Source organism: Mesorhizobium sp. P2_B5, from assembly GCF_056404775.1.
This window is the reverse complement of sequence record NZ_JBFUDJ010000001.1, coordinates 47,223-71,827: the sequence shown is the minus strand read 5'-3', so window position 1 is coordinate 71,827 and position 24,605 is coordinate 47,223. Positions and strand designations below refer to the sequence as shown.

At 62.7% G+C, this 24,605-nt stretch carries 23 protein-coding genes and 1 pseudogene; 13 read left to right on the top strand and 11 right to left on the bottom strand.

Translation table 11 applies throughout. The features are described from left to right. Position 1: 1 nt before the first annotated feature. The 4 genes from betI to AC1D1N_RS00320 all read left to right on the top strand — a co-directional run bounded on the left by betI (position 2) and on the right by AC1D1N_RS00320 (position 4,304). Entirely contained in the window at positions 2-667 is a 666-nt protein-coding gene (gene betI / locus AC1D1N_RS00335) for a transcriptional regulator BetI (RefSeq protein ID WP_112559488.1), read from the top strand. Positions 668-722: 55 nt separating this feature from the next. Then, positions 723-1,805: an ABC transporter substrate-binding protein gene (locus tag AC1D1N_RS00330; protein WP_436261655.1), complete on the top strand. Its 1,083-nt coding sequence runs from the start codon at positions 723-725 to the stop codon at positions 1,803-1,805. A 115-nt stretch (positions 1,806-1,920) separates the two neighbouring features. Further along, positions 1,921-2,997: an extracellular solute-binding protein gene (locus tag AC1D1N_RS00325; RefSeq protein ID WP_477346120.1), complete on the top strand. Its 1,077-nt coding sequence runs from the start codon at positions 1,921-1,923 to the stop codon at positions 2,995-2,997. Next, positions 2,994-4,304, top strand: coding sequence for a flavin monoamine oxidase family protein (locus tag AC1D1N_RS00320; RefSeq protein WP_477346119.1), 1,311 nt, complete (start codon positions 2,994-2,996; stop codon positions 4,302-4,304). The genes AC1D1N_RS00325 and AC1D1N_RS00320 overlap by 4 nt, the downstream gene beginning before the upstream one ends. On the opposite strand, the gene AC1D1N_RS00315 is transcribed toward AC1D1N_RS00320, so the two are convergent. The 3 genes from AC1D1N_RS00315 to AC1D1N_RS00305 are packed head-to-tail and all read right to left on the bottom strand — an operon-like array spanning position 4,268 to position 7,132. Beyond that, complete coding sequence (locus AC1D1N_RS00315) at positions 4,268-5,341, bottom strand: ABC transporter ATP-binding protein (protein ID WP_477346118.1); 1,074 nt, start codon at positions 5,339-5,341, stop codon at positions 4,268-4,270. The two genes, AC1D1N_RS00320 and AC1D1N_RS00315, sit on opposite strands and share 37 nt — an antisense overlap. Positions 5,342-5,393: 52 nt before the next feature. Further along, the gene (locus tag AC1D1N_RS00310; protein WP_436261651.1) at positions 5,394-6,218 is read right to left on the bottom strand and encodes an ABC transporter permease; all 825 of its coding nucleotides are present in this window, start codon (positions 6,216-6,218) and stop codon (positions 5,394-5,396) included. Further along, positions 6,215-7,132: an ABC transporter permease gene (locus tag AC1D1N_RS00305; RefSeq protein WP_477346117.1), complete on the bottom strand. Its 918-nt coding sequence runs from the start codon at positions 7,130-7,132 to the stop codon at positions 6,215-6,217. Before AC1D1N_RS00305 ends, AC1D1N_RS00310 begins: the two co-directional genes overlap by 4 nt. 290 nt (positions 7,133-7,422) lie before the next feature. Here AC1D1N_RS00305 and AC1D1N_RS00300 point away from each other — a divergent pair, with 290 nt between their 5' ends. After that, positions 7,423-8,835 (top strand): aminotransferase, encoded by a 1,413-nt coding sequence (locus AC1D1N_RS00300; protein WP_477346116.1) that lies wholly within the window; start codon positions 7,423-7,425, stop codon positions 8,833-8,835. A gap of 190 nt (positions 8,836-9,025) precedes the next feature. Here the strand turns inward: AC1D1N_RS00300 and AC1D1N_RS00295 are convergent, their stop codons facing one another. Both AC1D1N_RS00295 and AC1D1N_RS00290 read right to left on the bottom strand, forming a co-directional pair. Continuing rightward, the gene (locus AC1D1N_RS00295) at positions 9,026-10,228 is read right to left on the bottom strand and encodes an aromatic ring-hydroxylating oxygenase subunit alpha (protein WP_477346115.1); all 1,203 of its coding nucleotides are present in this window, start codon (positions 10,226-10,228) and stop codon (positions 9,026-9,028) included. Between the two features lie 84 nt (positions 10,229-10,312). Next, positions 10,313-10,507 (bottom strand): hypothetical protein, encoded by a 195-nt coding sequence (locus AC1D1N_RS00290; protein WP_477346114.1) that lies wholly within the window; start codon positions 10,505-10,507, stop codon positions 10,313-10,315. A gap of 236 nt (positions 10,508-10,743) precedes the next feature. Between AC1D1N_RS00290 and AC1D1N_RS00285 the strand changes: the two genes are divergently transcribed. Next, positions 10,744-11,124 carry a hypothetical protein gene (locus AC1D1N_RS00285; protein WP_477346113.1) on the top strand — a complete coding sequence of 127 codons (381 nt, stop codon included), beginning with the start codon at positions 10,744-10,746 and terminating at the stop codon, positions 11,122-11,124. Between the two features lie 201 nt (positions 11,125-11,325). On the opposite strand, the gene AC1D1N_RS00280 is transcribed toward AC1D1N_RS00285, so the two are convergent. Together AC1D1N_RS00280 and AC1D1N_RS00275 are read right to left on the bottom strand one after the other, a co-directional pair. Beyond that, on the bottom strand, positions 11,326-13,413 hold the full coding sequence (locus AC1D1N_RS00280) for a GAF domain-containing sensor histidine kinase (RefSeq protein WP_477346112.1): 2,088 nt from the start codon (positions 13,411-13,413) through the stop codon (positions 11,326-11,328). A gap of 118 nt (positions 13,414-13,531) precedes the next feature. Beyond that, the gene (locus tag AC1D1N_RS00275; RefSeq protein ID WP_203279116.1) at positions 13,532-14,308 is read right to left on the bottom strand and encodes a response regulator; all 777 of its coding nucleotides are present in this window, start codon (positions 14,306-14,308) and stop codon (positions 13,532-13,534) included. Between the two features lie 45 nt (positions 14,309-14,353). Between AC1D1N_RS00275 and AC1D1N_RS00270 the strand changes: the two genes are divergently transcribed. Beyond that, complete coding sequence (locus tag AC1D1N_RS00270) at positions 14,354-15,058, top strand: winged helix-turn-helix domain-containing protein (RefSeq protein WP_477346111.1); 705 nt, start codon at positions 14,354-14,356, stop codon at positions 15,056-15,058. 71 nt (positions 15,059-15,129) lie between these two features. Here the strand turns inward: AC1D1N_RS00270 and AC1D1N_RS00265 are convergent, their stop codons facing one another. After that, positions 15,130-15,300 (bottom strand): hypothetical protein, encoded by a 171-nt coding sequence (locus tag AC1D1N_RS00265; RefSeq protein ID WP_185970250.1) that lies wholly within the window; start codon positions 15,298-15,300, stop codon positions 15,130-15,132. Between AC1D1N_RS00265 and AC1D1N_RS00260 the strand changes: the two genes are divergently transcribed. After that, positions 15,278-15,772, top strand: a complete 495-nt coding sequence (locus AC1D1N_RS00260; RefSeq protein ID WP_477346110.1) for a hypothetical protein — start codon at positions 15,278-15,280, stop codon at positions 15,770-15,772. The genes AC1D1N_RS00265 and AC1D1N_RS00260 overlap by 23 nt on opposite strands. A gap of 241 nt (positions 15,773-16,013) precedes the next feature. Beyond that, positions 16,014-16,475 (top strand): L,D-transpeptidase, encoded by a 462-nt coding sequence (locus tag AC1D1N_RS00255; RefSeq protein ID WP_352585316.1) that lies wholly within the window; start codon positions 16,014-16,016, stop codon positions 16,473-16,475. 145 nt (positions 16,476-16,620) lie between these two features. Here AC1D1N_RS00255 and AC1D1N_RS00250 read toward each other — a convergent pair whose 3' ends face one another. Together AC1D1N_RS00250 and AC1D1N_RS00245 are read right to left on the bottom strand one after the other, a co-directional pair. Further along, the gene (locus AC1D1N_RS00250) at positions 16,621-19,704 is read right to left on the bottom strand and encodes an efflux RND transporter permease subunit (protein ID WP_477346109.1); all 3,084 of its coding nucleotides are present in this window, start codon (positions 19,702-19,704) and stop codon (positions 16,621-16,623) included. Then, a complete protein-coding gene (locus AC1D1N_RS00245) occupies positions 19,701-21,020 on the bottom strand; it encodes an efflux RND transporter periplasmic adaptor subunit (protein ID WP_477346108.1) in 1,320 nt (439 codons plus the stop codon). Before AC1D1N_RS00245 ends, AC1D1N_RS00250 begins: the two co-directional genes overlap by 4 nt. Before the next feature lie 150 nt (positions 21,021-21,170). Here AC1D1N_RS00245 and AC1D1N_RS00240 point away from each other — a divergent pair, with 150 nt between their 5' ends. Further along, complete coding sequence (locus tag AC1D1N_RS00240; protein WP_436261641.1) at positions 21,171-21,707, top strand: TetR/AcrR family transcriptional regulator; 537 nt, start codon at positions 21,171-21,173, stop codon at positions 21,705-21,707. 357 nt (positions 21,708-22,064) lie between these two features. Here AC1D1N_RS00240 and AC1D1N_RS00235 read toward each other — a convergent pair. After that, positions 22,065-22,202: pseudogene (locus AC1D1N_RS00235) on the bottom strand (acetoacetate decarboxylase); the annotation flags it as partial. 220 nt (positions 22,203-22,422) lie between these two features. Between AC1D1N_RS00235 and AC1D1N_RS00230 the strand changes: the two are divergent. The 3 genes from AC1D1N_RS00230 (at position 22,423) to AC1D1N_RS00220 (ending at position 24,589) form a co-directional block, all read left to right on the top strand. Beyond that, on the top strand, positions 22,423-23,211 hold the full coding sequence (locus tag AC1D1N_RS00230; protein WP_477346107.1) for a 3-hydroxybutyrate dehydrogenase: 789 nt from the start codon (positions 22,423-22,425) through the stop codon (positions 23,209-23,211). 74 nt (positions 23,212-23,285) lie between these two features. Further along, positions 23,286-23,552, top strand: a complete 267-nt coding sequence (locus AC1D1N_RS00225) for a metal-sensing transcriptional repressor (protein WP_352557694.1) — start codon at positions 23,286-23,288, stop codon at positions 23,550-23,552. Then, entirely contained in the window at positions 23,549-24,589 is a 1,041-nt protein-coding gene (locus tag AC1D1N_RS00220) for a cation diffusion facilitator family transporter (RefSeq protein ID WP_477346106.1), read from the top strand. The genes AC1D1N_RS00225 and AC1D1N_RS00220 overlap by 4 nt, the downstream gene beginning before the upstream one ends. Positions 24,590-24,605 lie beyond the last annotated feature (16 nt).

The window sequence follows — 24,605 nt, the reverse complement described above, 5'->3', positions numbered from 1 at the left end:
GATGAAAGCTGCAGCGCGCGAAGAGCGATCCTCCGACACGTCTGGAAAAACCGAACCGGAAAAACGCGGCCGCAAGGCGTCGAAGGAGGTCAGGCAGCAGCAACTAATCGAGGCGACCATCGATTCGTTGGCCAAGCGCGGCTATGCGGAGACAACAATGGCCGATGTCGCCGATGGCGCCGGCCTGTCGCGCGGCATCGTCAACTTTCATTTCGAGAGCAAGGAGAAGCTGCTGATCGCCACGCTGCAGTATATGTATGACGAGTATTCGGCACATTGGCGTGCTGCCCTGCAGAAAGCCGGTGATGATCCCGCCCGCCAATTGCAGGTGCTGGTTTGGGCCGACTTCGACCGCTCGATCTGCAACAAGCGCAAGCTCGCCGCCTGGCTCGCCTTCTGGGGCGAGGCCAAGTCGCGGCCGGTCTATCAGGCGCTGAGCAGTTCCCGCGACGCGTATTACCAGCAGGTCTTCATCGATCTTTGCGCGACGCTCAAAGAGAGCGGTGGCTATGGCTATGAGCCGCAGGTGATGGCGCTGGCGCTGTCGGCCATGCTGGAAGGCCTGTGGCTGCGGCTGATGATGGGAACTGAAGACACCACGCGCGAAACCGCGCTGCAAGCGGCGAATGCCTTCCTCGCCGCGGCCTTTCCCAAGCACTACGGATAACCAGAAGCCGGCCAGTCGAGCCGGCGACGCAACGACAAGAGAGGATGGAACAGCAATGAAAAGACTAACCAGGCGTCTGACGCTGACATTGGCGCTGACGGCAACGCTTGCGGCTTCGGCCGCAGCGCTAGCGGTTGCCGCCGACAAGGACCTGATCGTGTTCGACTGGTCCGGCTATGAGGATCCGAGCTTCCACCCGAAATATGTCGAGAAGAACGGCGACTCGCCGACCTTCGCCTTCTTCGGCGATGAGGACGAAGCCTTCGAGAAGGTGCGCTCCGGCTTCAAAGCCGATCTTGGCCATCCCTGTTCGCAGAGCGTGACCAAATGGCGTGAAGCCGGACTGCTGCAGCCGCTCGACACGTCGAAGATCACCGGCTGGAAAGACCTCAATCCCGGCATCATGGCGATGAAGGATCTGGCCACCACCTCGGATGGCAAGGCGTGGTTCATGCCCTGGGACTGGGGCAATACCCAGGTCACCTACAACTCCGACAAGATCGACGCGAAGGATGTGCAGTCGCTAAAGGCCTTCGCCGATCCCAAGTTCAACGGCCGGGTCTCGATCGGCGACAATGTCGACGACGCCTATGCGCTGGCCAGCCTTGCCATCGGCCTCAAGGACTGGACCAAGATGACGGATGACCAGTTCAAGCAGGCTTCCGACTTCCTGCGCCAGGTGCACAAGAATGTCCGCTCCTATTGGGCCGACACCACCGATATCGTGCAACTCCTCTCCGGCGGCGAGGTTGACCTGGCCTGGGCGTGGAACGACGCGACGGTCCAGTCCGTGGCGGCCGGGGTGCCGATCAAGTCCAGGAAGGACACGGATGAAGGCATTTCGACCTGGGTCTGTGGCTATGTGCTATTCAAGGACGCGCCCGGCAACATCGACAAGGCCTATGACTATCTGAACGCCGTCAACGATCCGGAGACGGCCAAGGTGCTGGTCAAGGACTGGGGCTATGGCCAGGCCAACGCCAAGGGCATGGCCGGTGTCGACCAGGCGATCCTGAAGGAAAAGGGCTATGACGACGTGCAGAAATTCGTCGACAAGACGCTGTTCCAGTCGCCTCTGCCGTCCGACCTCAAGCTCAAGATGATCGCCGAATTCGAGAAGATCAAAGCGGGCTACTAAAGCCCGTCAGGCTTCATCCGTCTGCCCGCGATTGAGGCGGGCGGACGGTCTCGCCAAGGTCGCTGAAATTCCGTAACGTCGCCCGGCTGCTTTTAGCGATGAGGAGTTTCGCACCATGACTTCCATGCTTCGCCGCCTTGCCCTTGCCGGCGCCTTCGCATTGGGCGCCGGCGCCGTGCTGGCTTATGCCGAGGGCGGTGGCGACCTCGTCGTGTTCGACTGGTCGGGTTATGAGGATCCGCTGCTGCATCCCAACTACACCGCCAAATATGGCGCCGAGCCGACCTTCGCTTTCTTCGGCGACGAGGACGAAGCCTTCGAGAAGATGCGGGCCGGCTTTAAGGCCGACATCGCCCACCCCTGCTCGCAGAGCGTGACCAAATGGCGCGCGGCCGGCATTCTACAGCCGCTCGACACCTCCAGGATCGTCGGCTGGAAGGACCTCAATCCCGGCATCATGGCGATGAAGGATCTTGCCGTCACCGCCGACGGCAAGGCCTGGTTCATGCCGTTCGACTGGGGCAACACCTCGCTGCTCTATCGCACCGACAAGGTGACGGCGCAGGAGGCGCAATCACTGAGGATTTTTGCCGATCCTAAATTCAAGGGCCGCGTCACCATCGGCGACAATGTCGACGATGCCTATGCGCTGGCAAGCCTGGTCCTCGGCCTCAAGGACTGGACCAAGATGACCGACGCGCAGTTCCAGGAGGCGTCCGCCTTCCTGCGCGACGTGCACAAGAACGTTCGCTTCTACTGGACCGACGACACCGATCTCAACCAGGCCTTTACGGGCAATGAGGTCGACCTCGTCTGGGGTTGGAACGAGACCTTCGTGACGCTCAAGGGCCAAGGCATGCCAATCGCCATGAACCGCGACACCAAGGAAGGCATTTCGACCTGGGTGTGCGGCTATGTGCTGATGAAGGATGCGCCTGGCAAGCTCGACCAGGCCTATGATTTCCTGAGCGCCGTCAACGCGCATGCCGTGTCCGACTATCTGGTCAAGACCTTCGGTTACGGTCACGGCAACAGCGCCGGCATGGCGGCGATCGACCATCAGGTGCTGATCGACCGCGGCTTCGACAATCTCGACAAGTTCCTCGACAAGACGCTGTTCCAGCAACCGGTGCCGCCCGAGCTCAAGCAGCGCATGGTCACGGAATTCGAGAAGATCAAGGCCGGCTATTGAGCGACAAGACTGAAAGAACCGACGTCGTTATCGTCGGCGCTGGTTTCACTGGCCTGTCGGCCGCGCTTGTGCTGAAGCAGGCTGACATCGATTTCGTGCTGCTCGAAGCGCGCGACCGTGTCGGCGGCAGGGTCGAAGCGGTTCGCAACGGGCTTGGCGAACGGATCGACAGCGGCGGTCAGTTTTTCTGCGAAGACATGCCGGAGGTGACGGCGCTGGCGGCGGCCCGCGGCAAGGCCTTCGTCGAGACCTATGTGGATGGCGATTTCATCACCCATCCGTCACTGTCGGTCGAACAGGCCGAGCGGACCTATTACGGCGCGATGGCGATCCGCGAGCGCATGAATGCGATCGAGCCGGACGATCCTGCGATCGCCGGCATGAGCGTTGCCACCTGGCTTGAACGCCAGCCTGATCCAGTCGATGCCAAGACGGCTTTCCGATCGGTGATCGAAGGCCTGTGGTGCCTGGCGATGGACAGAGTGCCGCTGTGGCACCTGATCGACAACGACCGGCGCATCACCAACGAGGTGCCGGAACTGCAATATTCGCTGCTCGATACCATGCAGTCGCTGGCCGAGGATTTGGCCGGCGATCTCGGCGACCGGGTGCGGCTCAACGAACCCGTTACGCGCGTCGAGCACGGGTCGCATGGCGTTCGTGTCGTCTCGGCCGGTAGCGTCATAGAGGCGCGAAAAGTGCTGGTCGCGCTTCCGCCGGCAACGGCCGCGAAGCTCGATTTCGCGCCGGCCTTGCCGTCGGTCCTCGAGAAGGCGCTTGGCGTCTGGGAAAGCGGCGCGGTGATCAAGATCGTGGTGCGCTATCCCAAGCCGTTCTGGCGGGATCGCGATCTGTGCGGCATGGTGATGTGGCGCGATTTGCCGGGCCTGTTCGCCTGTGACGCCAGCAAGGATATCGACCACGCCGCACTCGTCGTCTTCGTCGGCGGCCCGCTGGCACTGCGCTGGCGCCCACTGGACGATGCTTCGCTGCGCGCGGAAGTAACGGCAAGGCTGGTGAGCGCCCTTGGTCCGGACGCGGCCGACATTATCGATTTCAGCCAGCGCGACTGGATCCAAGACCGCTGGAGCGGCGGCGCCTACAGCGACCTCATTGTCGATGTGACGGCACGGGATGCCGAACACACGATCCGCGCCGGCGCGGCTCCTGTCCATTTCGCATCGTCGGAACTGTCGCCGTCCTTTCCGGGCTATGTCGAAGGTGCGATCGTGATGGGGCGGATCGCCGCCAAAGAGATCGTAACCGAGCTTCAGTCCGCCATAGCCACCAAAGCCTCGGGATCGTAGGCGAGGCGGATTGAGGTGCCGACCGGGATATCATCGGCGCCGAAATCATTGGTCTCGGTGACCGACAGCGGCCTTTCCAGTCCGGGTATCTCGACGATCAGGTGGGTGATCTCACCGAAATAGTGGCGTTCGACTACCTTGCCGGCGACCTCGAATTTGGCCGTCGCATTGTCCCACAGCACACGCAGGCGCTCCGGCCTGATGCCCAGCGTGGCGCGGCCGCCATTGCGCACGAAGGCCTTCGGCTTGTCGGTCCTGACGCGGCCGAAGCCCAGTGTGTCGACGACCAGCGAGGCGGCGTTCTCCTCGACGATCTCAGCCTTGACGAAATTCATGCCGCCGAGGAAGTCGGCGACCTGGCGGTTGACCGGCCGCTGGTAGATTTCCTTGGGCGAGGCGACCTGGGCGATCTTGCCGCCGAACATCACCGCGATGCGGTCGGACATTGCGAGCGCCTCATACTGGTCGTGGGTGACGAGCACGAAGGTGATGCCGACCGCCTGCTGCAGCCGGCGCAGCTCGACCTGCATCTGCTCGCGCAGCTTCTTGTCCAGCGCCGACAGCGGCTCGTCGAGCAGCAGCACCTTGGGCCGCATCACCAGCGCGCGGGCGAGCGCCACGCGTTGGCGCTGGCCGCCGGAAAGCTCGGTGGCGAGGCGCTTGCCGAGTCCAGTCAGCGACACCTGCGCCAGCGCCTCCTCGACGCGGCGCTTTTCTTCCGTTCCCCCCAGCTTCAGCCGTTTCAGCCCATAGGCGACATTCTGCTCGACATTGAGATGCGGGAAGATGGCATAGCTCTGGAACACCATGTTGGTCGGCCGGCGGTTGGCCGGGATGCCTTCCATCGACTGGCCGCCGACCGAGATCGAACCGCTGGTCGGGTTGTCGAAACCGGCAATCATGCGCAGCAGCGTTGTCTTGCCGCAGCCGGAGGGGCCGACCAGCGAAAAGAACTCGCCTTCCCTGATGGTCAGCGTTGCATCGTCAAGCGCCTTGAAGGCGCCGTAGCTGCGGGTGACGCTGCGGATCTCGATCATAGCACGCTCGGACTTTGTTCGATCCTTTTGGGGCCGTTCGGCCTGGATTGGCTCAGGCATAGAGGCCTCCCTCGTTCTGGGTGCGCTTGGCCGCACGGCGGCGCAGGACTTCGGCAACGGTCATCAAGACAAAGGAGGCAACCAAGAGCAGCGTGCCCAGCGCCAGCACGCCCGGCAGCTTGGCGGCGAAGCGCAACTGGCCCCAGATATAGATCGGCAGCGTCGTCTCGGTTCCGGTCAGGAAGAAGGCAATGACGAACTCGTCGAGCGAGATGGTGAAGCAGACGAGCAGGCTGGAAATGATCGCCGGCGCCACCATCGGCAGCGTCACCCGACGGAAGGTGCCGAAGGCGCTTTCGCCGAGATCGGCGGAGGCCTCTTCAAGGCTGCGGTCGAAGCCCTCGAAGCCTGCGGTCAGCACCGTCATCGAATAGGGAATGCAGATCAGGACATGGCCGAGCACGACGGTGAACAGCGACAGGCTGAGGCCCAGTTGCAGCATGACCAGCAGCATGGAGATGGCGAGGATGATTTCCGGCAGCACCAGCGGCGCCATGATCAGGCCGTTGATGGTGCGGCGGCCGGGATAGCGGTAGCGGGTGATGGAACGGGCGGCGAGGATACCGAGCAGCGTCGCCAGCACCGATGCCGAGACGCCGACGATCAGGCTGTTCCAGGCGGCATCAAGCAGTGCCGGCGTCTTGGGCAGGTCTTCGTACCATTTCAGCGTATAGCCGGTGAGGGGAAACTTCGGCGTCGGCGCGGTGTTGATCGAGAAGATCGGCAGGAAGATCACGGGCAGATAGAGAAAGACGATGTAGAGGAAGGCGTAGGCGGTCAGCCAGCCGCCGGCAAGGAGGCGCCGCATCGCCGTCATCGCGCCAGCCTCTGAATGGCGCGGATGATGAGCACCGTGGCGCCCGCCATCAGCGACACGACCAGCATGGTGGTGACCGAAAGTGCCGCGCCGAGCGGCCAGTTGGCGGCCTTGCCGAACTGCGCCTGGATGGCGTTGGCGATCATCACGCCATCCTTGCCGCCGACAAGCTTCGGGGTGACGTAATCGCCGACCGTCGGGATCATGACGATGAGTGCCGCCGAAATGACGCCCGGCGCCGACAGCGGCAGCGTCACCCGCAGGAAGGAGCGCAGCGGGCCGTCGCCGAGATCGGTGGCCGCCTCGACCAGCGTGCGGTCGACCTTCTCCAGCGAGACGAAGATCGGCAGGATGGCGAAGGCCGCCCAGGCATGGGTCAGCGTGATGATGACGGCGCTGGAATTGTAGAGCAGTGCTGTCGACGGTTCGTCGATGATGCCGAGGCCCATCAGACCGGAATTGAGCACGCCATTATAGCCGAGGATCACCTTCCACGACATCACGCGCAGCAGATAGCTGGTCCAGAACGGGATGGTGATCAGGAACAGCCACAGGCTCTTGTGGCGGCCGCCGTGGAAGGAAATGAAATAGGCGATCGGATAGGCGAGGATGACGGTAAAGAAGCTTACCGTCAGCGAGATGTAGAGCGAGCGCCAGAGGAGATCGCGGTAGATCGGCTCGGTCAGCGCGATGCGGTAGTTTTCCAGTGTAAAAGTGTGGTCGATGTCGAGGTAGTGCTGCGTCCAGAACGAATGGGCGAGCACCACCAGGATCGGCAGCACAAGCAGGATCAAAGCGTAGACGCAGGTCGGGCTGATCAGGGCAAAGCCCTGAACGGATTCGGACTGCAGAAGGGCGTTTCGCCTGGCCCGCGTCATGCCGAATACGGGCGACCCTTCGGCAGCCGCCGTCATTGCAGCGCTCCGGGCGTGATCTCGGTTGCTGGCTCGTGTCCCGCCATGATGCTCCCATTGACCGGGCCGGCTGCCTGTTCCCAATTTTTTGCGGAGCGCGATTTCTGGCCGCGCTCCAAGCTTGCCGGCTTTCTTTCATCATGAGCGCATCCGTGGATTGAAATCAAGCGCTATTTCTGCAATATTGATTGAACGGACATTCAAAATGAAGTGAAGAAAGCCCGCTTTTCAACGCTTGGCGCTTCGTTTCGTGTCCGGCGAAAATTACGCTCCAGACCTGCGAGGCAATGATGGCGGCTGCAAGAGACCTAAGAGCGATGGAGATGGCTGGTGACGACGATGCGGTCGAGTTGGCCAAGCGCCATCTTGTCCAGCCCTGGCCTTATGCCGGCTCGGTCGGCAATGAAGCACGCGCGCTGATCGGCGAAGGCGACGGCATCTACATCACCGATGTGACAGGCAAGCGGCTGATCGACGGACCGGCCGGCATGTGGTGCATCAATGTCGGCCACCGCCGCGAGGAACTGGCCCAGGTGATGTACGACCAGGCGATGATGCTGTCCTACAACACGCCCTGGTACACGATGAATGCGCCCTCGGCCGAACTCGCCAAGCGCATTGCCGATCATGCGCCGGGCGATCTCAGCCATACCTTCTTCACCACCGGCGGTTCGTCGGCTGTCGAGACGGCGCTGCGTTTCATGCAGTTCTACAACAATGTGCGCGGACGGCCGGAAAAGAAGCTGATCCTCAGCCGCGGCGGCGCCTATCACGGCTCGACCTATCTGTCGGCCTCGCTCAATGGCCGGCCGCGCGACCGCGACTGGATGGACGGCGCCGACGATCTGGTGGTCAAACTGTCCTCGCCCGACCCGTTCCGGCGGCCGAAAGGCATTGATATCGCCGCCTTCACCGATTTCCTGGTCGATCAGTTCCGCGACACGGTCGCCCGCGTCGGGCCTGAGAAGATCGGCGCTTTCGTCGGCGAGCCGGTGCAGGCATCGGGTGGCGTCGTCGTGCCGCCGGATGGCTATCTCAAGCGCATCCGCGAGATCTGCAGGGACAACGACATCCTCTATATCTCCGACGAGGTGGTGACCGGCTTCGGCCGGCTCGGCCATGTCTTTGCCTCTGGCGATGCGTTCGGCATCGACCCCGACATGATCATCTTCGCCAAGGGCGTCACCTCAGGCTATTTCCCGCTCGGCGGCGTCATCATCTCGGAGCGGCTGCTTCAGGAAATGCGCCGCTCCAACCATCCCGACGCGCTGTTCGGCCATGGCCTGACCTACACCAGCCATCCGATCGGCTGCGCCGTGGCGCTGAAGAACCTCGACATCCTCGAAGACAGCGTGCTTGCCCATACGCGCGAGGTCGCGCCCTATTTCCAGGCGCAGTTGAAGACGCTTGAGGAACTGCCGCTGGTCGGCGAAGTCCGCGGCATGGGTCTGATGGGCTGCGTCGAATGCGTCGCCGATCGCGAAAGCAAGGATCCGCTGCAACTCGACAAGGATGTCGGCAAGCGCATCGACGCGCACTGCCATGAACTCGGCCTTTTGGTGCGGCCGCTGATCAACATGTGCGTGATGTCGCCGCCGCTGATCATTACGCGCGCGCAGATCGACGACATGGTCGCCATCCTGCGTGAAGGCATTTCGCGGACCATGGATGATCTGAGGAAAGAAGGGGTTTGGCAGGGGTGATAGCGTTCCTCCCCCCGTTCTACGGGAGAGGATGCCGGCAGGCAGGTGAGGGGCGGCGCCGGCTTGCGAGACTTTGGTGCAGGCGCTTGCCGGGGTTAGGGTTCAGCAACCAATAGCGAGATGATGGCGCTGCCCCTCATCCGCCCTTCGGGCACCTTCTCCCCGTGAAACGGGGAGAAGGGAAAAAGCCCTACACCTGCGACCGCATGGCCTCGTTGAGGTTCCACATGTCCTTTTCCTCAGGTGCCGTCTCCAGGCCCAAAACCGGAATCTGCTTGCGCAGATGGTCGTGGTGGGTGCGCACGCCGTATTCGAGGTCGGAGAGATAAAAACCTTCGAAGGCGTCCGAGATCATGGACTCGTTCGACCACACGGAAAGCTGCACATCCTCGTTCATGGTGTCGCGGTCGATGCGATAGGCGAGATAGCGGGCCGCGGCCTGTTCGCGCGTCTCGTCGGGGTAGCGGTAGATGGCGCCGCGCAGCAGCGTCTGCCCGGTCGACAGCGGGAACTCCTGATAGAACTGCACCGATTCCGGCATGATCGACAGCGCGTTGTTGGGGAAGATGCCGTAATAGATCCAGGCCCTGCGCAGATGCTCCGGCAGATGCGACGCGTCGGGCGCAAGCTTGATGTATTCGCGCACGCTCCAGCGCCTTCCGGCATGCGGATTGTAGGTGGCGAAGGAGCGCGACACGCCGTTGATGAACGGCTCGTCGAAATAGGTCGCACCGTAGAGATCCTGCAGCGCCGGATGCGCCATGGCGACGTGGTAGCCTTCGTTGTCGACGTCGCGCACCGACTTCCAGTTAACCGGCGACTTCTGCGTCCAGATACCCCAGGACGGCATCATCTCGGCCACATTGTAGTGAGCCATCTCTGCTTCGATCGGCTTCAGCAGTTCGGCCACCGAAGGCTGTGGGCCGCCCTTGCGAAAGCGGATGAAGATAAAGCCCATCCAGACTTCGAGGTCGAGCGGCATCAGGCCGAATTCGGTCTTGTCGAGTTCGGGGAAGGAGCGCGGCCGGGCGGCGCCGCGCAGCGTGCCGTCTAGATTGTAGACCCAGCCGTGGAAGGGGCAGACCAGCGCGTTCTTGCAGGTGCCCTGGCTGTCGGCGACGACGCGGCTGCCGCGATGCCGGCACATATTGTTGAAGGCGCGCACGACGCCATCCTTGCCGCGCACGATCAGCGCCCGCTCGCCGACCACGTCCATGGTCAGATAGTCGCCGGCATTCGGCACGTCGGAGATATGGCCGGCGATCTGCCAATGATTTCGGAAGACGTATTCCTTCTCGAGTTCGAGAAGCGCGTCGGAATGATAAGCCCAGCCCGGCAGGCCCCGCCGGTCCCAATCATTGGGGATCGCCACGTCACGGAGGTGCGGGTTCATGGGAAGCTCTTCTTTTGTTGAATACTCATTCAATAAAATCATATTTTGCATTGAAATGCAATGGTTTGCGGAAATAATAGACTTTCAGAACAGATCAATAGAGTCGATCTGAAGCCACCGCGAGCGAAGAAAATCTCGGAAAATCCGGGCGTTAACCAGGGTCGTGAAATGGCCGTCCCGCATGTGGGTACGACGGTGCCGCACCGGCAAAACCGGGCCTCGCTCAAGACGAAAAATGCCTGCCGTCGCAAATTCAATCCGCAGTGTGAGCTTGTTCATAGTTCAACTGGCCAACAATAGGCTTTGCTGCGTTCACGGCCCGCCTGTCGTCAACGTTTTGATTGCGCGCATGAAACAGCACCGCAAACGAACCCTGCCGTCGGCACATGACCGGATTTGCCCGGACATGCCCGAATTTCTTGTTTCAAACCTGTTACGCGGGCAAGCCAAGCGCATCATTCGCCCGTTACCAGGTGCGCTTAGGTTCGTTTCATAAAAAAGCGAAGGGGAGCAACATGTATACGAAAGCCGAGATCGCCAGCAATGAACAGCGCGCCAGACTAGCACTGCGCCAGCGAGCCAGCGACCATCCGGTCGTGATGTTCTCGATGCTGGGCGCCTGCGCGCTTGCCGTCCTGTTCCTGACGCCGGCTTCCGGTCCGGCCTTCGCATCGCTCAACCCGCCGGCCAATGTCGTCGATGGCGCGCCGACCACCATCAAGACCGCCCGGCTGCCGGTGCCGGAAATCGATTTTGCCTGCAAGGGCCAGGCCTGGGGCGCCGAGAGCGCGGAGTGCCTGCGCGTCATCGCCGCCCAGTCCGGCGTGCACAAGGCGCGTGCCATCCGCATGATTGCCAACGCCGCGCCGCTGACCACGACACCCAACGTTTTTTGAACCTCCCGAGCGCTTCCTCCCGCGCTCCTTCCTGGCTCCCGCCGCCCTGCCGGTCGGGAGCCTCTTTTTTTTCCGGGCTAGGCGATATTCAGGTGAGGCCGGCCTGCGGATGGCGCTCCGCTCCGGTTCTCGGAAGCCGCCATTCTCGACTCGGCCTGACCTGAATCTCGACTGGCTCTGGGGTGGCCCCGGAAAGAAAAATCAGCCGGCGGCGGCGACCTGGTCAGCGATGGCGGAGAGGACGCCGCGGACGTCGAGCGTCGAGAACGGCTTTTCCAGGATCTGCGGCCGCTGTTGCGCCGGCAAGGCTTCGATCTCGGCCTTGGCGCCGATCAGGTCGCCGGTGACCAGCACGAAGCGTTTGGCGAGCGCCGACTTCTCGGCCAGCAGCTCGCGGTAGATGGCGATGCCGCTGATGCCGGGCATACGCAGGTCGGAAAAGACGATGTCGGGTGGCATGTGGTCACTCAGGGTTGTCGCCGCCGATGTCCAGACCGGCACGATCCGCGATTTGATGCCCATCAATTCCAGAATGTCGGAGAGCGAGCCGGCGACGTCGGGTTCGTCGTCGATGATCAGTGCGTGGCGCAAGCCGCTCGAACGGGCCGGGCTGTCGCCGACCGTGGCCGCACCGCTGCTGATCGCTGGCAGCTGGACGACAAAGCGCGCGCCGCGCGGCAGCACCTCCTCGAACCAGACATTGCCATTGTGCCGCTCGATGATCGACTTCGAGATCGACAGGCCGATGCCGGTGCCGACGCCAACCGGCTTGGTGGTGAAATAGGATTCGAAGATGCGGCCGCGGATCGCCTCCGGAATGCCCGGTCCATTGTCCTCGACCGAAAAGCCGGGATTGCCGCGGTCGCTGCGGAATGTCCGCACCTTGATCAGGCGGTCGCCGCCAATGCCGGCCAGAGCATGCTGGGAGTTGATCAGGAAATTGGCGGCCACCTGCGTCACGTGGTCGGCATCGGCCATCGCCAGCAGCGGGCCGGGCGCGAAATCGGTGTCGATGATGATGCCGCTCGAGCGCGCGCCATAGGCTGTCACTTCGAGTGCGGCGCGGATCACCTGGTTGAGATCGGTCTCGGCCTGGGCCGCCGGATGCAGGCGCACCATCGACAGGAAGCTCTTGACGATGCGGCCGCATCGCTCGGCGGCGGCGCGCACTTTCTCGGCGCGCACCTTGGTTTGCGGGTCGGTGGCGAATTCGTGCAGCAGCGTCGACTGCGCGACGACCACGGCGAGCGGGTTGTTGAGCTCGTGCGAAACGCCGGCCAGCAGCGAACCCATCGCCGCCATCTTCTCGTTCTGGTGCAGTTTCTCGCGTTGGCGGTTGATCTCTTCCTCGGCGCGCAGTTTGTCGCGCAGGTCGCGGATCGAGCCGAAGATGAGGTGGCGGTCGGCAACCCGCATCTCGGTCGCGGTCAGCTCGATGGGAAACACCTCACCGGCCGCATTCTGGGTCACCGTCTCCAGCCGCTGGCCGACCATCGGCGCGCCGCGGCCAGACATGTACTCGGCCCCCGACACGTAGCCCTTGCGATAATATTCCGGCACCACCGTATCGAGCAGGTCCTTGCCGAGAATGTCGCTGCGCTGGAAGCCGAACATCTTTTCGGCGGCCGGATTGAATTCGATGATCGAGCCGGTCTCGTCGATGACGATGATGGCGTCGAGCGAGGCCTGCAGCATGGTGCGGCGAATGACTTCGCTGGCATGGGCATCCGACGGCGACCGCTCGATGGCGTCGCCGATGGCAAGCGCGATGATGTGCAGCGCCGCCTCTTCCTCATCGGTCCACTCACGCTCATTGACGCAGTCATTGACCGCAAGCGTGCCCCACAGATGGCCGTGGGCGAACACCGACACCGACAGGAACGATTTGATGTGCTGCTTTTCGAAATCGGTCCTGAGGAAACCGTCGAGGTTGCGCGTGTGGCCGGCGAAGATCTTGCCTTGCCGTTCGTCCTCCGCAACCCGCTCCAGCAGCGGGTCGTTGTCGACGATCGATTGCATGATCACTGTCGGTGAGGCCAGCTCGCCGCCGAAGCGCGGGTCGATCCAGTAGGCGGCGACCGACTGGGCAAAACCCTGGCCGGGCAGCTCGCGCAGCCTGAACAGAATACCCCGCTGGCAGTGCATGGCGACGCACAGCGTCTCCAGGATGGTGTCCATCTCGCGCTGCCAGTCACCCGCTTCGCGCAGCCGGCGCACGACACGCACGGCCGCCATCGCGGCGCCCTGGCGAACGCCCTTCAGGTCCATGCGTGCTGGGTCAGCGGTCATGTCAGCCATCTATACAAGGCCGTGGGTGGTAGGGCTCTAGAACGGTGCACCCGTTCCATCTCTTTGTTCCGACGCAATTCCGGGCGGAAAACCGCTACGCACTTTTTTCCTTGAATTGCTAGTGTCCGTCGCCGGTCGGCAGCGAGAAGATATAGCCTTCGCCGCGCACCGTGCGCAAAAATTTTGGATTGGCCGGGTCGGCTTCGATCTTCTTGCGCAGCCGCATGATGCGGATGTCGACCGCACGCGACGATTCCGGGTCTTCGACGAAGCCGATCGCCTCGGAGATCGCCGCCCGCGTCAACAGCCGGTTGGCACGGGTCAGGAAAACCTCCAGCACGTCGAACTCGCTCTTGGCCATGTCGATGACGGTGCCGTTGGCGCCGGTGACAAGCCTGCCGTCGAGGTCAGCCTGGAATTGACCGAAGCTCAGCCGGCGCCCGCCATCGGCTTGCGCCTTCGCGGCCTGCGGCGGGCTCGGTTGCGGAACCCGGCGCAGCACGGAGCGGACACGGGCCAGCACCTCACGCAATTCATAGGGCTTGACGATGTAGTCGTCGGCGCCAAGCTCCAGCCCGACAATGCGGTCGAGCGCGGTGCCGGCAGCCGTGGCATAGATGATGCCGATCGGCATTTTCGAGCGCAGCCAGCGGCCGAGCGACAGGCCATCCTCGCCGGGCATGGCGATGTCGAGGATGGCCAGGTTGAACGCTTCGGTCTCCAGCAAGGTGCGCGCCTCGGCAGCGCTTCCGACCTGGGTCACATCGTAACCATTGGCGCCGAGATACTCGGCGACCGCGTCCCTGAGATCGGGCTCGTCCTCGACGATGACAATTCGTGCCCGCACTATGGCCTCGCTCCCGCTTTCAGCAGAAAGTAGATTGGGTATAAACATGATGTCCAGCACTCATATCCGGTTGCAGGGGCAGGGGAAGAAAATATGGCTGCACGATCCGTCATCGCGCTGATTTCCGTCGCCGATGTGGTGGCCGGCGATCTCGCCGACCATCTCGACCGGCGTGGCCATGACGTGCGCGAGGCGCGGCAGCCCTGGGAAGCCGAATCCCTGCTCTCGGCCGGAGGCATAGACGTCGTCATCGTCGGTGACAGCGTCAGCCAGGCGGAGGGGCGGGACCTGCTCAGGCGTTATGGCGGCGGCAAGAGCGTGGACGGGAAGGCCGGGCCCGATTTCATCCTGATCTGCCGACCGGCCGATCTGGTCGACAAGGTGCTGGCGCTCGAGCTTGGCGCCGCCGACGTCGTTGAAAGCCCGCTCAATGTCCGGGAGCTTGCCGCGCGCATTGGCGGCCTGCTGACGCGACGCGGCAGGTCTGCCCAGGAACTGATCGTGCTGGAAAATGCCACCGTCGATTTGCGGTCGGCCATCGTCATGCACCGCTCGGGTGCGGAAGAGCAGCTGTCGCCAGGCCAGGTGGCGTTGCTCAGGCTGTTTCTGGCCAGCCCGCGCAAGGTGCTGACGCGCGACGACATCATTGCGGCAGCGCCGGCGGAAAATGCCGATGCCTTCGACCGCTCGATCGATTCGCGCATCGTGCGGCTGCGCCGCAAGCTCGACACCGAAACCATCATCACCATACGCGGCGCCGGTTACCGGTTCGACCCGCCGACGCAGCGCGCCGACTGAGAGCAGTAAGGCTGGATTGTTACGCGGCTCGCCCAAAACCGCGGCGCAATTTTGGGCGGCATGCATAGGCGTTAGCGCACCACCAGAAGCGATGGTCCCGACGGCAATTCGCTGGCGACCACGATGTCGCTGGAAGCCTGCGCGCGGTCCTTCAGGAGAACTGTGGCGAGACCGGCAAAGCCGAGCAGGCCCTGTGCGTAGAGCAGTGCCGAAAGCACCGTGGCAGCAGATTTCGTCTTCATCGGTATCCCCAAAAATCAAAAACCGCGGGTGCTTCAGGATAAACCCGAAGTGCCCGCGCCGCCCACGGAGCCCCCCGCTGCGGCGCGGGCCTTCGGTCCTCTCGGCAGCAAGTTGCCGGAGGGGCCGCGCATCCACTTCAACCCAAGGCCGACCCGCCAGAAGGCCTTGAGGCGGTTGATGCGCAGACTGGAGACAATCCAGACCAAGGCTATGAACAGCGCGGCATGCAGCGTCGAAACCTCACCCGAATTCATGACCGCCAGTTTCGTCATCGGGGTGCCGGCTACTGTGCCGATGCCGCCGACAACAAATGCGGCAATGCTGATCCTGAAAAGCCAGGACAGGGTGGTCGATCTGATGCTCATTTTCGTTTCGCGCCGGCTGTTCTCGTTGGGGATGACTGTGCCGTTGGCCTGTAACCAGATCATGCCGCCCGGGCCGCGCTTTGTTGCAAGTCGGTTTCGAGGGTAGCTAAACTCCTTTCATATAAAGGATATTCGCACTTTCGTTGGTGGCTGGGGTCATGATCGAGAGTGAGCCGGGCAGACAGGAAGCACCCCTCGGCTCCTCCCTTGATCGACCCTTGCTTGTTAACCAGAGGAAACAGATTCGAAACACAAACGAGCATCAAGCGAAGTCAGCCAGAAACATGACGCAGGGATAAGGCGGTCATCGAATTGACGCTGGCCGGGCCGGCAAAAGGGGAGCCATCATGTACAGAGCCATTTCCGCCAAACTCATCAACGTCACCGTCGCCGCTGCCGGCGCCGCAATCCTGCTTGGCGCCGCCAACAGCGCCGCCCATGCTGCGGCAAACCAGATCGTGGCGCGTGTTTCGCTGTCGCAGCAGACCATGGAAGTGCTGGTCGACGGCCGGCCGACCTTCGCCTGGAAGGTCTCGACCGGCGACAGGGCGCATGTCACGCCGACCGGCTCGTTCAAGCCGACCCGCATGCATGAGATGTGGTACTCGAAGAAATACGATAACGCGCCGATGCCGCATTCGGTGTTCTTCAGCGGCGGCTACGCCGTGCATGCGACCAACGCCATCAAGCGGCTGGGACAGCCGGCATCGCATGGCTGCGTGCGGCTGCATCCCGACAATGCCGCCGACTTCTACCAGCTGGTTGAAACCTTCGGCCCGACCAACACCAGCATCGTCATCGTCAAGTAGCAGACTGCGGTTGGAGCGGTCGTGCGGCGCAGCTGCACAGCGAGCTCCCGCCTGAAGCTTCATTGAGCTTCGCGGTAATCAATCCAGTCAAAAAAGAGGCCGGATTTTTCCGGCCTCTTTGTTTGTTCGGCGGTGTCTTCGCAGTTCAGTCGACAGGCACCGGCATCAGATTCGGGTCCGGCTTCTCGGCATGATGCGGCAGGTCCTTGCTGGCGATGAAGGTGTAGAACATCGGCACCACGAACAGGGTGAACATGGTTCCGACCAGGATGCCGGTGAAGATCACCAGGCCCATCGAATAACGCGCCGCCGCACCCGCGCCGCTGGACACGATCAGCGGCACGACGCCGAGCGCCATTGCCGCCGTCGTCATCAGGATCGGCCGCAGGCGCACCTTGGCTGAGGCGATGATGGCCTCCCTTCGCGACATCTTGTGCTTCTCCCGTTGCTGGTTGGCGAACTCGACCAGGAGAATGCCGTGCTTGGTGATCAGGCCGATCAGTGTGATCAGGCCGACCTGCGTGTAGATGTTAAGCGTTCCAAGCCCCAGATTGAGCGGCACAATGGCGCCGAAGATCGACAGGGGCACCGCCATCATGATGATCAGCGGATCGCGGAAGCTTTCGAACTGCGCCGCCAGCACCAGGTAGATGACGATAACGGCGGCCGCGAACGCGATCAGGATCGTGTTGCCCTGTTCCTTCTCCTGCCGGGACTGGCCGGAATAATCGATGAAAAAGCTTTCGGGCAAGCTCTCCTTGGCAAGGTTCTCCAGGGTCTGCAGCCCGTCGCCCGTGGTGACGCCTGGAAGCGGCAGCGCTGATATCGTCGCCGAGTTCAGCTGGTTGAACTGCTCGATCGCGGCCGGCGAGGCGTTGGTCGAAATCTTTACCACCGCCGAAAGCGGCACCATCTCGCCGGTCACGCTGCGCACGAAATATTCGCCGAGCTTGTCGGGATTGTCGCGGAATTCCTGCGGCACTTGCGGGATGATGTCATAGCTGTTGGAGTCGCGGTCGAACTGCGCCACTTCGGCGCCGCCGACCAACAGCGTCAGCGTCTGGCCGATGTCGGCGATCGGCAGGTTGAGGGCGGCGGCGCGGTCGCGGTCGATGGTCACCGTCACCTGCGGCGCGTCAAAGGACATCGAGTTCTGCACGACGATGAAGCGGCCGGAGGCCTGCGCCTTGTTCTTGATCTGCTCGGCCGCCTCGTAGACCTCGGCCGAACCGCCGGTCGAGCGAACCACCATGGAGATCGGCAGGCCGCCGCCGGAGCCGGGCAGCGTCGGCGGCGCGAAGACGAAAGCCTCGACGCCGGCGACCTTGGCGAGACGTCCCTGGATGTCGGCCTGAAGCTCCTTTGAACTGCGCTGACGCTCGGCCCAATCCTTGAAGGCGAAGCCGACAAAGGCGCCGTTGGTCGCGCCGCCAAAGGCGACGGCGGAGAATTGCGCCCTGGTTTCAGGAATGTCCTTCACCAGGCCGAGGATCTGGTTGACATAGGTCTCGGTGTAGTCGGATGTCGCATAGCGCGGTGCCGTCACGATCGACAGCAGGAAGCCCTGGTCCTCTTCCGGCGCCAGTTCGCTTGAAGTCTTGGTGAACATGAAGCCGGTGAGCGCAACCAGCGCCACGACCATCAGCAGCGTCACCGGCCGATTTCTCAACGAGGCGGTGACCGCCCGCTCGTAGACGTGCTCGACACGGCTGAAGGTGCCGTCGACGATGCGCTGGAAGCGGCCGGGGGCGCCGGCCTTCAGCAGGCGCGCCGCCATCATCGGCGTGATGGTGACGGCAATGACGCCGGACAGCACCACCGATCCGGCCAGCGTCACCGCGAACTCGCGGAACAGCGCACCGGTCAGGCCGCCGGTGAAGGCCAGCGGCGCGAACACGGCGGCCAGCGTAATGGTCATGGCGACGATGGCGGAGAAAATCTCGCGCATGCCGTTGAAGGCGGCTTGCATCGGCGACATCTGGTCTTCCTCCATGTGGCGATGGATGTTCTCCACCACCACGATGGCGTCGTCGACGACAAGGCCGATGGCCAGCACCATGGCCAGCAGCGACAGAAGATTGATCGAATATCCCACCGCAAACAAAAGGAAGCAGACGCCGACCAGCGACAGCGGGATGGTCACGATCGGCATCATTACCGAGCGGAACGAACCGAGGAACAGCAGGATGACCACGATGACGATGGCAACCGCCTCGGCGATCGTCTTGAACACCTCGTCGATCGAAGCGCTGATCTGCTCGGTGGAATCGTAGACGACCTCGATGGTCATGCCTTTCGGCAGCGTGTCCTGGATCACCGGCACGATCTTGGTGATCGCCGCAGCTGTGGTCAGCGGGTTGGCGGCTGGCGTCGGGAAGATGGCGAGGAAGGTGCCGGGCTTGCCGTTGAAGCTCACCCTGGTGTCGGTGCTCTCCGCGCCGAGTTCGACGCGCGCGACGTCGCGCAACCGTACCACCTGGCCATCGACCGAACGCAGCGGCAGCTCGGCAAAGGCCTCCGGCGTCTGCAATGTCGAGCGCACGGTGATCGAGGACACGACATATTCGTTCTCGGTGTTGCCGGGCGCGGACAGGAAGTTGGAGTTGTTGATAGCGGTCAGCACTTCGGCCGCTGTAACGCCGCGCGCGGCGAGCTTGATCGGGTCGATCCAGACCCGCATCGAATATTCCTCGGCGCCGAAGATCTGCACGTCGGCGACGCCCTCCACCGTCGATATGCGCGGCCGCACCACCCGCTCGATATATTCGGTGAGCTGCTCCTTGCTCATGTTCGGATTTTGCATCGAAATGTACATCATCGCGAACTCTTGGCCCGTGCCCTTGACGATGACCGGGTCCTTCGAGGCATCAGGCAAGGTACCGCGCACGCCCTGCACCTTGGACAGCACCTCGGTCAGCGCGACATCGGGGTTGGAGCCGAGCTTCATCTGCACGACCACGGTGCTCGAAGACGGCCGGCTCGACGAGGTGACGTAGTCGATGTTTTCGGTTGAGGCCACGGCGCGCGCGATCGGCGCCGAAATGAAGCCCTGGATCAGGTCGGCACTGGCGCCGGGATAGGCGGTCGTGATGGTGATCGCCGTCTCGTCGACCTTGGGATATTGCCGGATCGACAGGTTGAAGATGCCCTGGAAACCCAGGAGCAGGATCATGCACGCCAGCACGGTGGAGAGCACCGGCCGGCGAATGAAGATGTCGGAAACGTTCATTGCTGAGCCTGCTGGTTCGCCGACTTGCTGGGGTCAATGGTGTTGTCGACAGCAACGGACATGCCGTTGAAGAGACGGTTTTGGCCGGCGGTGACGACTTCGTCACCGGCCTTGATGCCTTCCACGATCTCGACCATGCCGTCGTTGCGGCGGCCGGGCTTCACGAACACCTGCGACAGGACAAGCGCCGGCTTCTCCTCTTCAGCGGCCGGTTTGCCGGCGTCGGCAGCGGCGGGCTTGTCGGCGGCGTTGTCCGTGGACTTCGCCGCGTCGGCGGCGGGCTTGGCGGCTTCGGCCTGCGGCTTTGCGGCATCGTCGGCCGGTTTGTCGGCGGCCGGCTTCTGATCCTCGGCCTGTGCCGGCGGAGCCGCGCCCGCCTCGGCGGGCTTTGCCGGAACGACCACGAAGACGAAGTCGCCATACAGGCTCGACGTCAATGCCGTCTGCGGCAAGGACAGGATATTTTTTTCCTGCGGCAGCTCAACGCGAACCTGGACGAACTGGCCGGGCGTCAGCTTGCCATCAGGGTTGGCGACTTCGCCCCGGACGGACACCAGGCGGCTAGAAGCGTCGATCTTGGGGTCGATGCCGCGAATGGCGCCGGCAAACGGCATGTCGGCGCCGCCGCCGCTGCCGCCGAGGCCGAGCCGCACGGTCTGGCCGATCTTGAGCAGCGGCAGCTGCTGTTCGGGCACCGTGAAATCGACCCGCATAGTGTCCAGATCCTGCAAGGTCACCACTGCGTTGCCGGGCGAAAGATACTGGCCAAGGTCGATCTTGGGGATGCCGACGGTGCCAGCGAACGGCGCCGTCAGCTGCTTCTGGTCGAGCACCGCCTGCAGTTTGGCCACTTGGGCTTCGGTGGCTGCTGCGGTTGCACGTGCCGTGTCGAGCGTAGCCTCTGGATTAACGCCGCGCTTCTGCAGTTCGATGGCGCGCTCCAGCGCCGTCTGGACGACCGCCACTTGCGCCTTCGTTGCTTCGAGATCGGCGCGCTCGACGGCGTCGTCGAGCTGCAGCAGGACTGCGCCGTCGGCAACCTTCTGATTGGCGTGAAACAGGATCTCCTTGACGACGCCGCTGGTCTCGACGGTCAGGTCGACGCCGCGCACGGCGCGCACCGTGCCGATCGCCTCGACGCCCGGCGTCCAGTCGGAAGGCTTGGCGACAACCGTCGACACGGTCGTCGCCGGCGGCTTCATGGTGGCAAAATACTGTTTGATGGCGCTGTCACGGAACAGGTTGAAGCCGACGACGCCGACGCACACCAGAGCGAGCAGAAGCAGAATTGCTGTGATAGAGATGAAGCGCTTCACGAACTGACCCCTCGGCTGGTGTCCGGCAAAATAGTCGAATTTCGGGACACCTATCCACGGGCAGGTCCCGATTACAAATGGCGGCGAACTTACTGTACCGTCTGGACGGTCTTGTCAATTCCGCCTAGGCTCGTGTGGGGGAAGGGACCGATGAAGACCCGAAGGGCAAATTCGCGCGACAAGATACTCGCCGCCGCTGCCGACGTAGCACGCGAGGCCGGCCCCGGCAGCCTGTCGCTGGATGCCGTCGCCAGCCGCGCCGGCGTGTCGAAAGGCGGCTTGCTTTACAATTTTCCGACCAAGGCCAAATTGATGCAGGGCCTGGTGGAGAATTACCTGCGCGCCTTCGAACTGGCGCTGGAATCGGGCCGCGTCGCCGGCGCCAGCGGCGAGAGCCTGCTTGCCACCTATATCCGGCTCTCCGCGGCTGATTGCGAGGAACCGAAGCCGGCGGCCTCGTGGATGTTCTCGGCGATCGCCGAGGATCCGGATTTCCTGACGCCGATAAAAGCCTTCAAGTCGCAGCTTCTGCAGCGGCTGAAGAGCGAGACACCGGACCTCAAGACGCTGCTGGTCTGTTTTCTGGCCATCGAAGGGATGCGCAGCATGAACCTCTTCGATTCCGACGTGCTTTCTGCCGACGAACGCCGCTTGCTCGTATCGGCGCTGCTCGAGATTGCGGGATAGTTCCATCAGGGCGATGCAAGCGGGCGGGTCAAATTCCGGCGCTGCTGCGCCCCTTGCGCGATCGAAAAGACAATAGCCGTCACATCAGCTTCTTCGTCCAGCCATAGCGTCACCCGTGGTTCTTTGCTGCAGTGCAAACGGAGTGGGACGATGGTGGACGTTGTTTCTAGCGAGGCGGGTATTCCGAGACCGGACCACCCGCTCAATCGATCAGGCGGCGCGAAGTGGTTCCTGCCGGCCTTCGGCGTGCTGGTGCTCGTCGGTGTCATTTATGTCGGCTACGCGCTCAGTCAGGATCTGGCGGTGGCGAAGACCGTGCCGTGGATCCTGCTTGGCATTGCCTTGCTGATTGCGCTGGGCTTCGAGCGCCTCGCGCGTCGTGCGGTAGGTGATGATGACGTATTCGCGGTCGAAGAAGCGATACGGGCCGGGCGGGAAGGACGGGTTGGTCAGCGGCATCGCATAGGCGCGCTTCACGACATCGGCGATTTCCAAATTGCTCACCCATCGGTTCAGGAACGATCTTGCGGACGTGCAGGACGATTATGTTGCGCGGCAGCATGACAGTGCCATGTCGTGTCACTTCGATGCCAGCGCAAGGCGCGCGTGGAGGATCACAACATTGTAATCGCAATGACATATGGTCATGCCATTGTTATGTTGCGATGCACAAACCATCTGCGTCAAAGCTCCTCCCACCAGTCGCGAGATCTCCATGGGTTCCCTGTCTTCGAAGAATGCGCTCGTCACCGGCTCGACCAGCGGCATCGGCCTGGCCATTGCCCGCGCCTTTGCCGCCGAAGGCGCCAACGTCACCATCAACGGCCTCGGCGATGCCGCGGCGATCGAACAGGAGCGCGCCGGCATCGAGAAGGATTTTGGCGTCAAGTGCCGTTACTCCGGCGCCAACATGATGGACGGCTCGGCTGTGACCGCCATGGTGCACGAGGCTGAAGCTGCCTTCGGCAGCCTCGACATTCTGGTCAACAATGCCGGCATCCAGCACGTCGCGCCGATCGAGGAGTTTCCCGACGACAAGTGGGAAGCCATCATCCGCATCAATCTGCTGGCCGCCTTCTACGCGATCAAGGCCGTGGTGCCGGGCATGAAGGCGCGCAAATGGGGGCGCATCATCAACACCGCGTCGGCGCATGCGCTGGTCGCCTCGCCGTTCAAGTCGGCTTATGTCTCGGCCAAGCACGGCATTGCCGGCCTGACCAAGACTGTGGCGCTCGAAGTCGCTCAGGACGGCATCACCGTCAACGCCATCGCGCCTGGCTATGTCTGGACACCGCTGGTCGAAAAGCAGATCCCCGATACGATGAAGGCACGCGGCATGACCGAGGAGCAGGTCAAGCACGACGTGCTTCTGGCAGCGCAGCCGACCAAGGAATTCGTTACCGTCGAGGAGCTTGCCGCGCTGACGCTGTTCCTGTGCTCGGACGCGGCCAGGCAGATCACCGGCACGACCTTGCCGATGGATGGCGGCTGGACGGCGCAATAGGGCCGCCCCCGAGATCAACTCGCCACCACAGACTGCAGATTGACTCATCCCCCCGGGGGGGATAGTCGACTGGCATGACAGACAACACGCATCGGTCGCATCCCGCTATCGTAAAGCGTCTAAAGCGCGCGCAAGGCCACCTTGCGGCAGTGCTCTCCATGTTCGAAGCTCATCGTTCCTGTGTTGACCTCGCACAGCAACTCCATGCCGTGGAAAGCGCCATAAGCAGCGCCAAGCGAGAACTGATCCACGATCATATCGAACATTGCCTGACCGACACCGCCGCGGGCGGAGCGCACGACTCGCTGACGGAACTCAAGCAGTTGGCCAAGTATCTATGAGCGATCTCAGCAGGCGCACCCTCGACTGGTTAGGCTTCGGTTCGTACGGTCATGCCGGCCACGATCACGACCACCACGGTCCGCACAGCCATACACACGGCGTCATCGATGCAACCATCGCGACGACCGATCGGGGCATCTGGGCCATAAAATGGTCTTTTGTCATCCTGGCGGTCACGGCAGCAATGCAGATGGCCGTGGTGGTTGTCTCGGGCAGTGTGGCGCTTCTTGCCGACACCATTCACAATATTGGAGACGCAACCACTGCCATCCCCTTGTGGGTCGCCTTTATGCTGGCGAGGCGCAAGCCGTCATCAACCTTCACCTATGGACTGGGTCGGGTCGAAGACCTCGCCGGTATCGTCATCGTCCTGATCATTCTGTTCAGCGCCATCGTCGCGGGATACCAGGCTATCGAGCGCCTGATCCATCAGCAGGCAGTGACGCATCTTGGCTGGCTGACGGCGGCGGGTATCGTCGGCTTCCTCGGCAATGAGGCCGTCGCGGTGTTTCGCATCCGCATCGGCAGGGAAATCAACAGTGCGGCGCTCGTCGCTGACGGCTACCATGCCCGTACCGACGGGCTCACCAGCCTTGCCGTGGTCATTGGCGCTATCGGCGTCTGGCTCGGATTTCCGCTGGCCGACCCGATTATCGGGCTCCTCATCACGGTCGCCATTTTTGCTATCGTCTGGCAGTCGGCGCGCTCGGTGCTCACCCGTATGCTCGACGGCGTCGAGCCGGGTGTGATGGCCGAAATTCATCATGCTGGCGAGCATGTGCCAGGTGCTCACATCGTCGATGCCAAGGCCCGCTGGATTGGCCACAAGTTGCACGCCGACATCGCCATCGCTGCGGACGAAACGTTGCCACTCGCGGAAGCAAACAAGATCACGACAGCGCTGGAGAATGAACTGTTCGAACACATGCCTGCGCTCGCGACTGCCAACATCCGGTTTTCGAGCGAACATGACGCGCACGAGCATCCACATCCTCACGACCACAATCATGGCGAACACCGCGACCACCAACACTGACGTGCGCAGAAAACCA

Bases quoted from the DNA above. Each gene is read 5' to 3' on its own strand.
- betI (WP_112559488.1), top strand. From the start codon at position 2: ATGAAAGCTGCAGCGCGCGAAGAGCGATCCTCCGACACGTCTGGAAAA.
- AC1D1N_RS00330 (WP_436261655.1), top strand. From the start codon at position 723: ATGAAAAGACTAACCAGGCGTCTGACGCTGACATTGGCGCTGACGGCA.
- AC1D1N_RS00325 (WP_477346120.1), top strand. From the start codon at position 1,921: ATGACTTCCATGCTTCGCCGCCTTGCCCTTGCCGGCGCCTTCGCATTG.
- AC1D1N_RS00315 (WP_477346118.1), bottom strand. From the start codon at position 5,341: ATGATCGAGATCCGCAGCGTCACCCGCAGCTACGGCGCCTTCAAGGCG.
- AC1D1N_RS00310 (WP_436261651.1), bottom strand. From the start codon at position 6,218: ATGACGGCGATGCGGCGCCTCCTTGCCGGCGGCTGGCTGACCGCCTAC.
- AC1D1N_RS00305 (WP_477346117.1), bottom strand. From the start codon at position 7,132: ATGACGGCGGCTGCCGAAGGGTCGCCCGTATTCGGCATGACGCGGGCC.
- AC1D1N_RS00300 (WP_477346116.1), top strand. From the start codon at position 7,423: ATGGCGGCTGCAAGAGACCTAAGAGCGATGGAGATGGCTGGTGACGAC.
- AC1D1N_RS00295 (WP_477346115.1), bottom strand. From the start codon at position 10,228: ATGAACCCGCACCTCCGTGACGTGGCGATCCCCAATGATTGGGACCGG.
- AC1D1N_RS00290 (WP_477346114.1), bottom strand. From the start codon at position 10,507: ATGAACAAGCTCACACTGCGGATTGAATTTGCGACGGCAGGCATTTTT.
- AC1D1N_RS00285 (WP_477346113.1), top strand. From the start codon at position 10,744: ATGTATACGAAAGCCGAGATCGCCAGCAATGAACAGCGCGCCAGACTA.
- AC1D1N_RS00280 (WP_477346112.1), bottom strand. From the start codon at position 13,413: ATGACCGCTGACCCAGCACGCATGGACCTGAAGGGCGTTCGCCAGGGC.
- AC1D1N_RS00275 (WP_203279116.1), bottom strand. From the start codon at position 14,308: ATGTTTATACCCAATCTACTTTCTGCTGAAAGCGGGAGCGAGGCCATA.
- AC1D1N_RS00270 (WP_477346111.1), top strand. From the start codon at position 14,354: ATGGCTGCACGATCCGTCATCGCGCTGATTTCCGTCGCCGATGTGGTG.
- AC1D1N_RS00265 (WP_185970250.1), bottom strand. From the start codon at position 15,300: ATGAAGACGAAATCTGCTGCCACGGTGCTTTCGGCACTGCTCTACGCA.
- AC1D1N_RS00255 (WP_352585316.1), top strand. From the start codon at position 16,014: ATGTACAGAGCCATTTCCGCCAAACTCATCAACGTCACCGTCGCCGCT.
- AC1D1N_RS00250 (WP_477346109.1), bottom strand. From the start codon at position 19,704: ATGAACGTTTCCGACATCTTCATTCGCCGGCCGGTGCTCTCCACCGTG.
- AC1D1N_RS00240 (WP_436261641.1), top strand. From the start codon at position 21,171: ATGAAGACCCGAAGGGCAAATTCGCGCGACAAGATACTCGCCGCCGCT.
- AC1D1N_RS00230 (WP_477346107.1), top strand. From the start codon at position 22,423: ATGGGTTCCCTGTCTTCGAAGAATGCGCTCGTCACCGGCTCGACCAGC.
- AC1D1N_RS00225 (WP_352557694.1), top strand. From the start codon at position 23,286: ATGACAGACAACACGCATCGGTCGCATCCCGCTATCGTAAAGCGTCTA.
- AC1D1N_RS00220 (WP_477346106.1), top strand. From the start codon at position 23,549: ATGAGCGATCTCAGCAGGCGCACCCTCGACTGGTTAGGCTTCGGTTCG.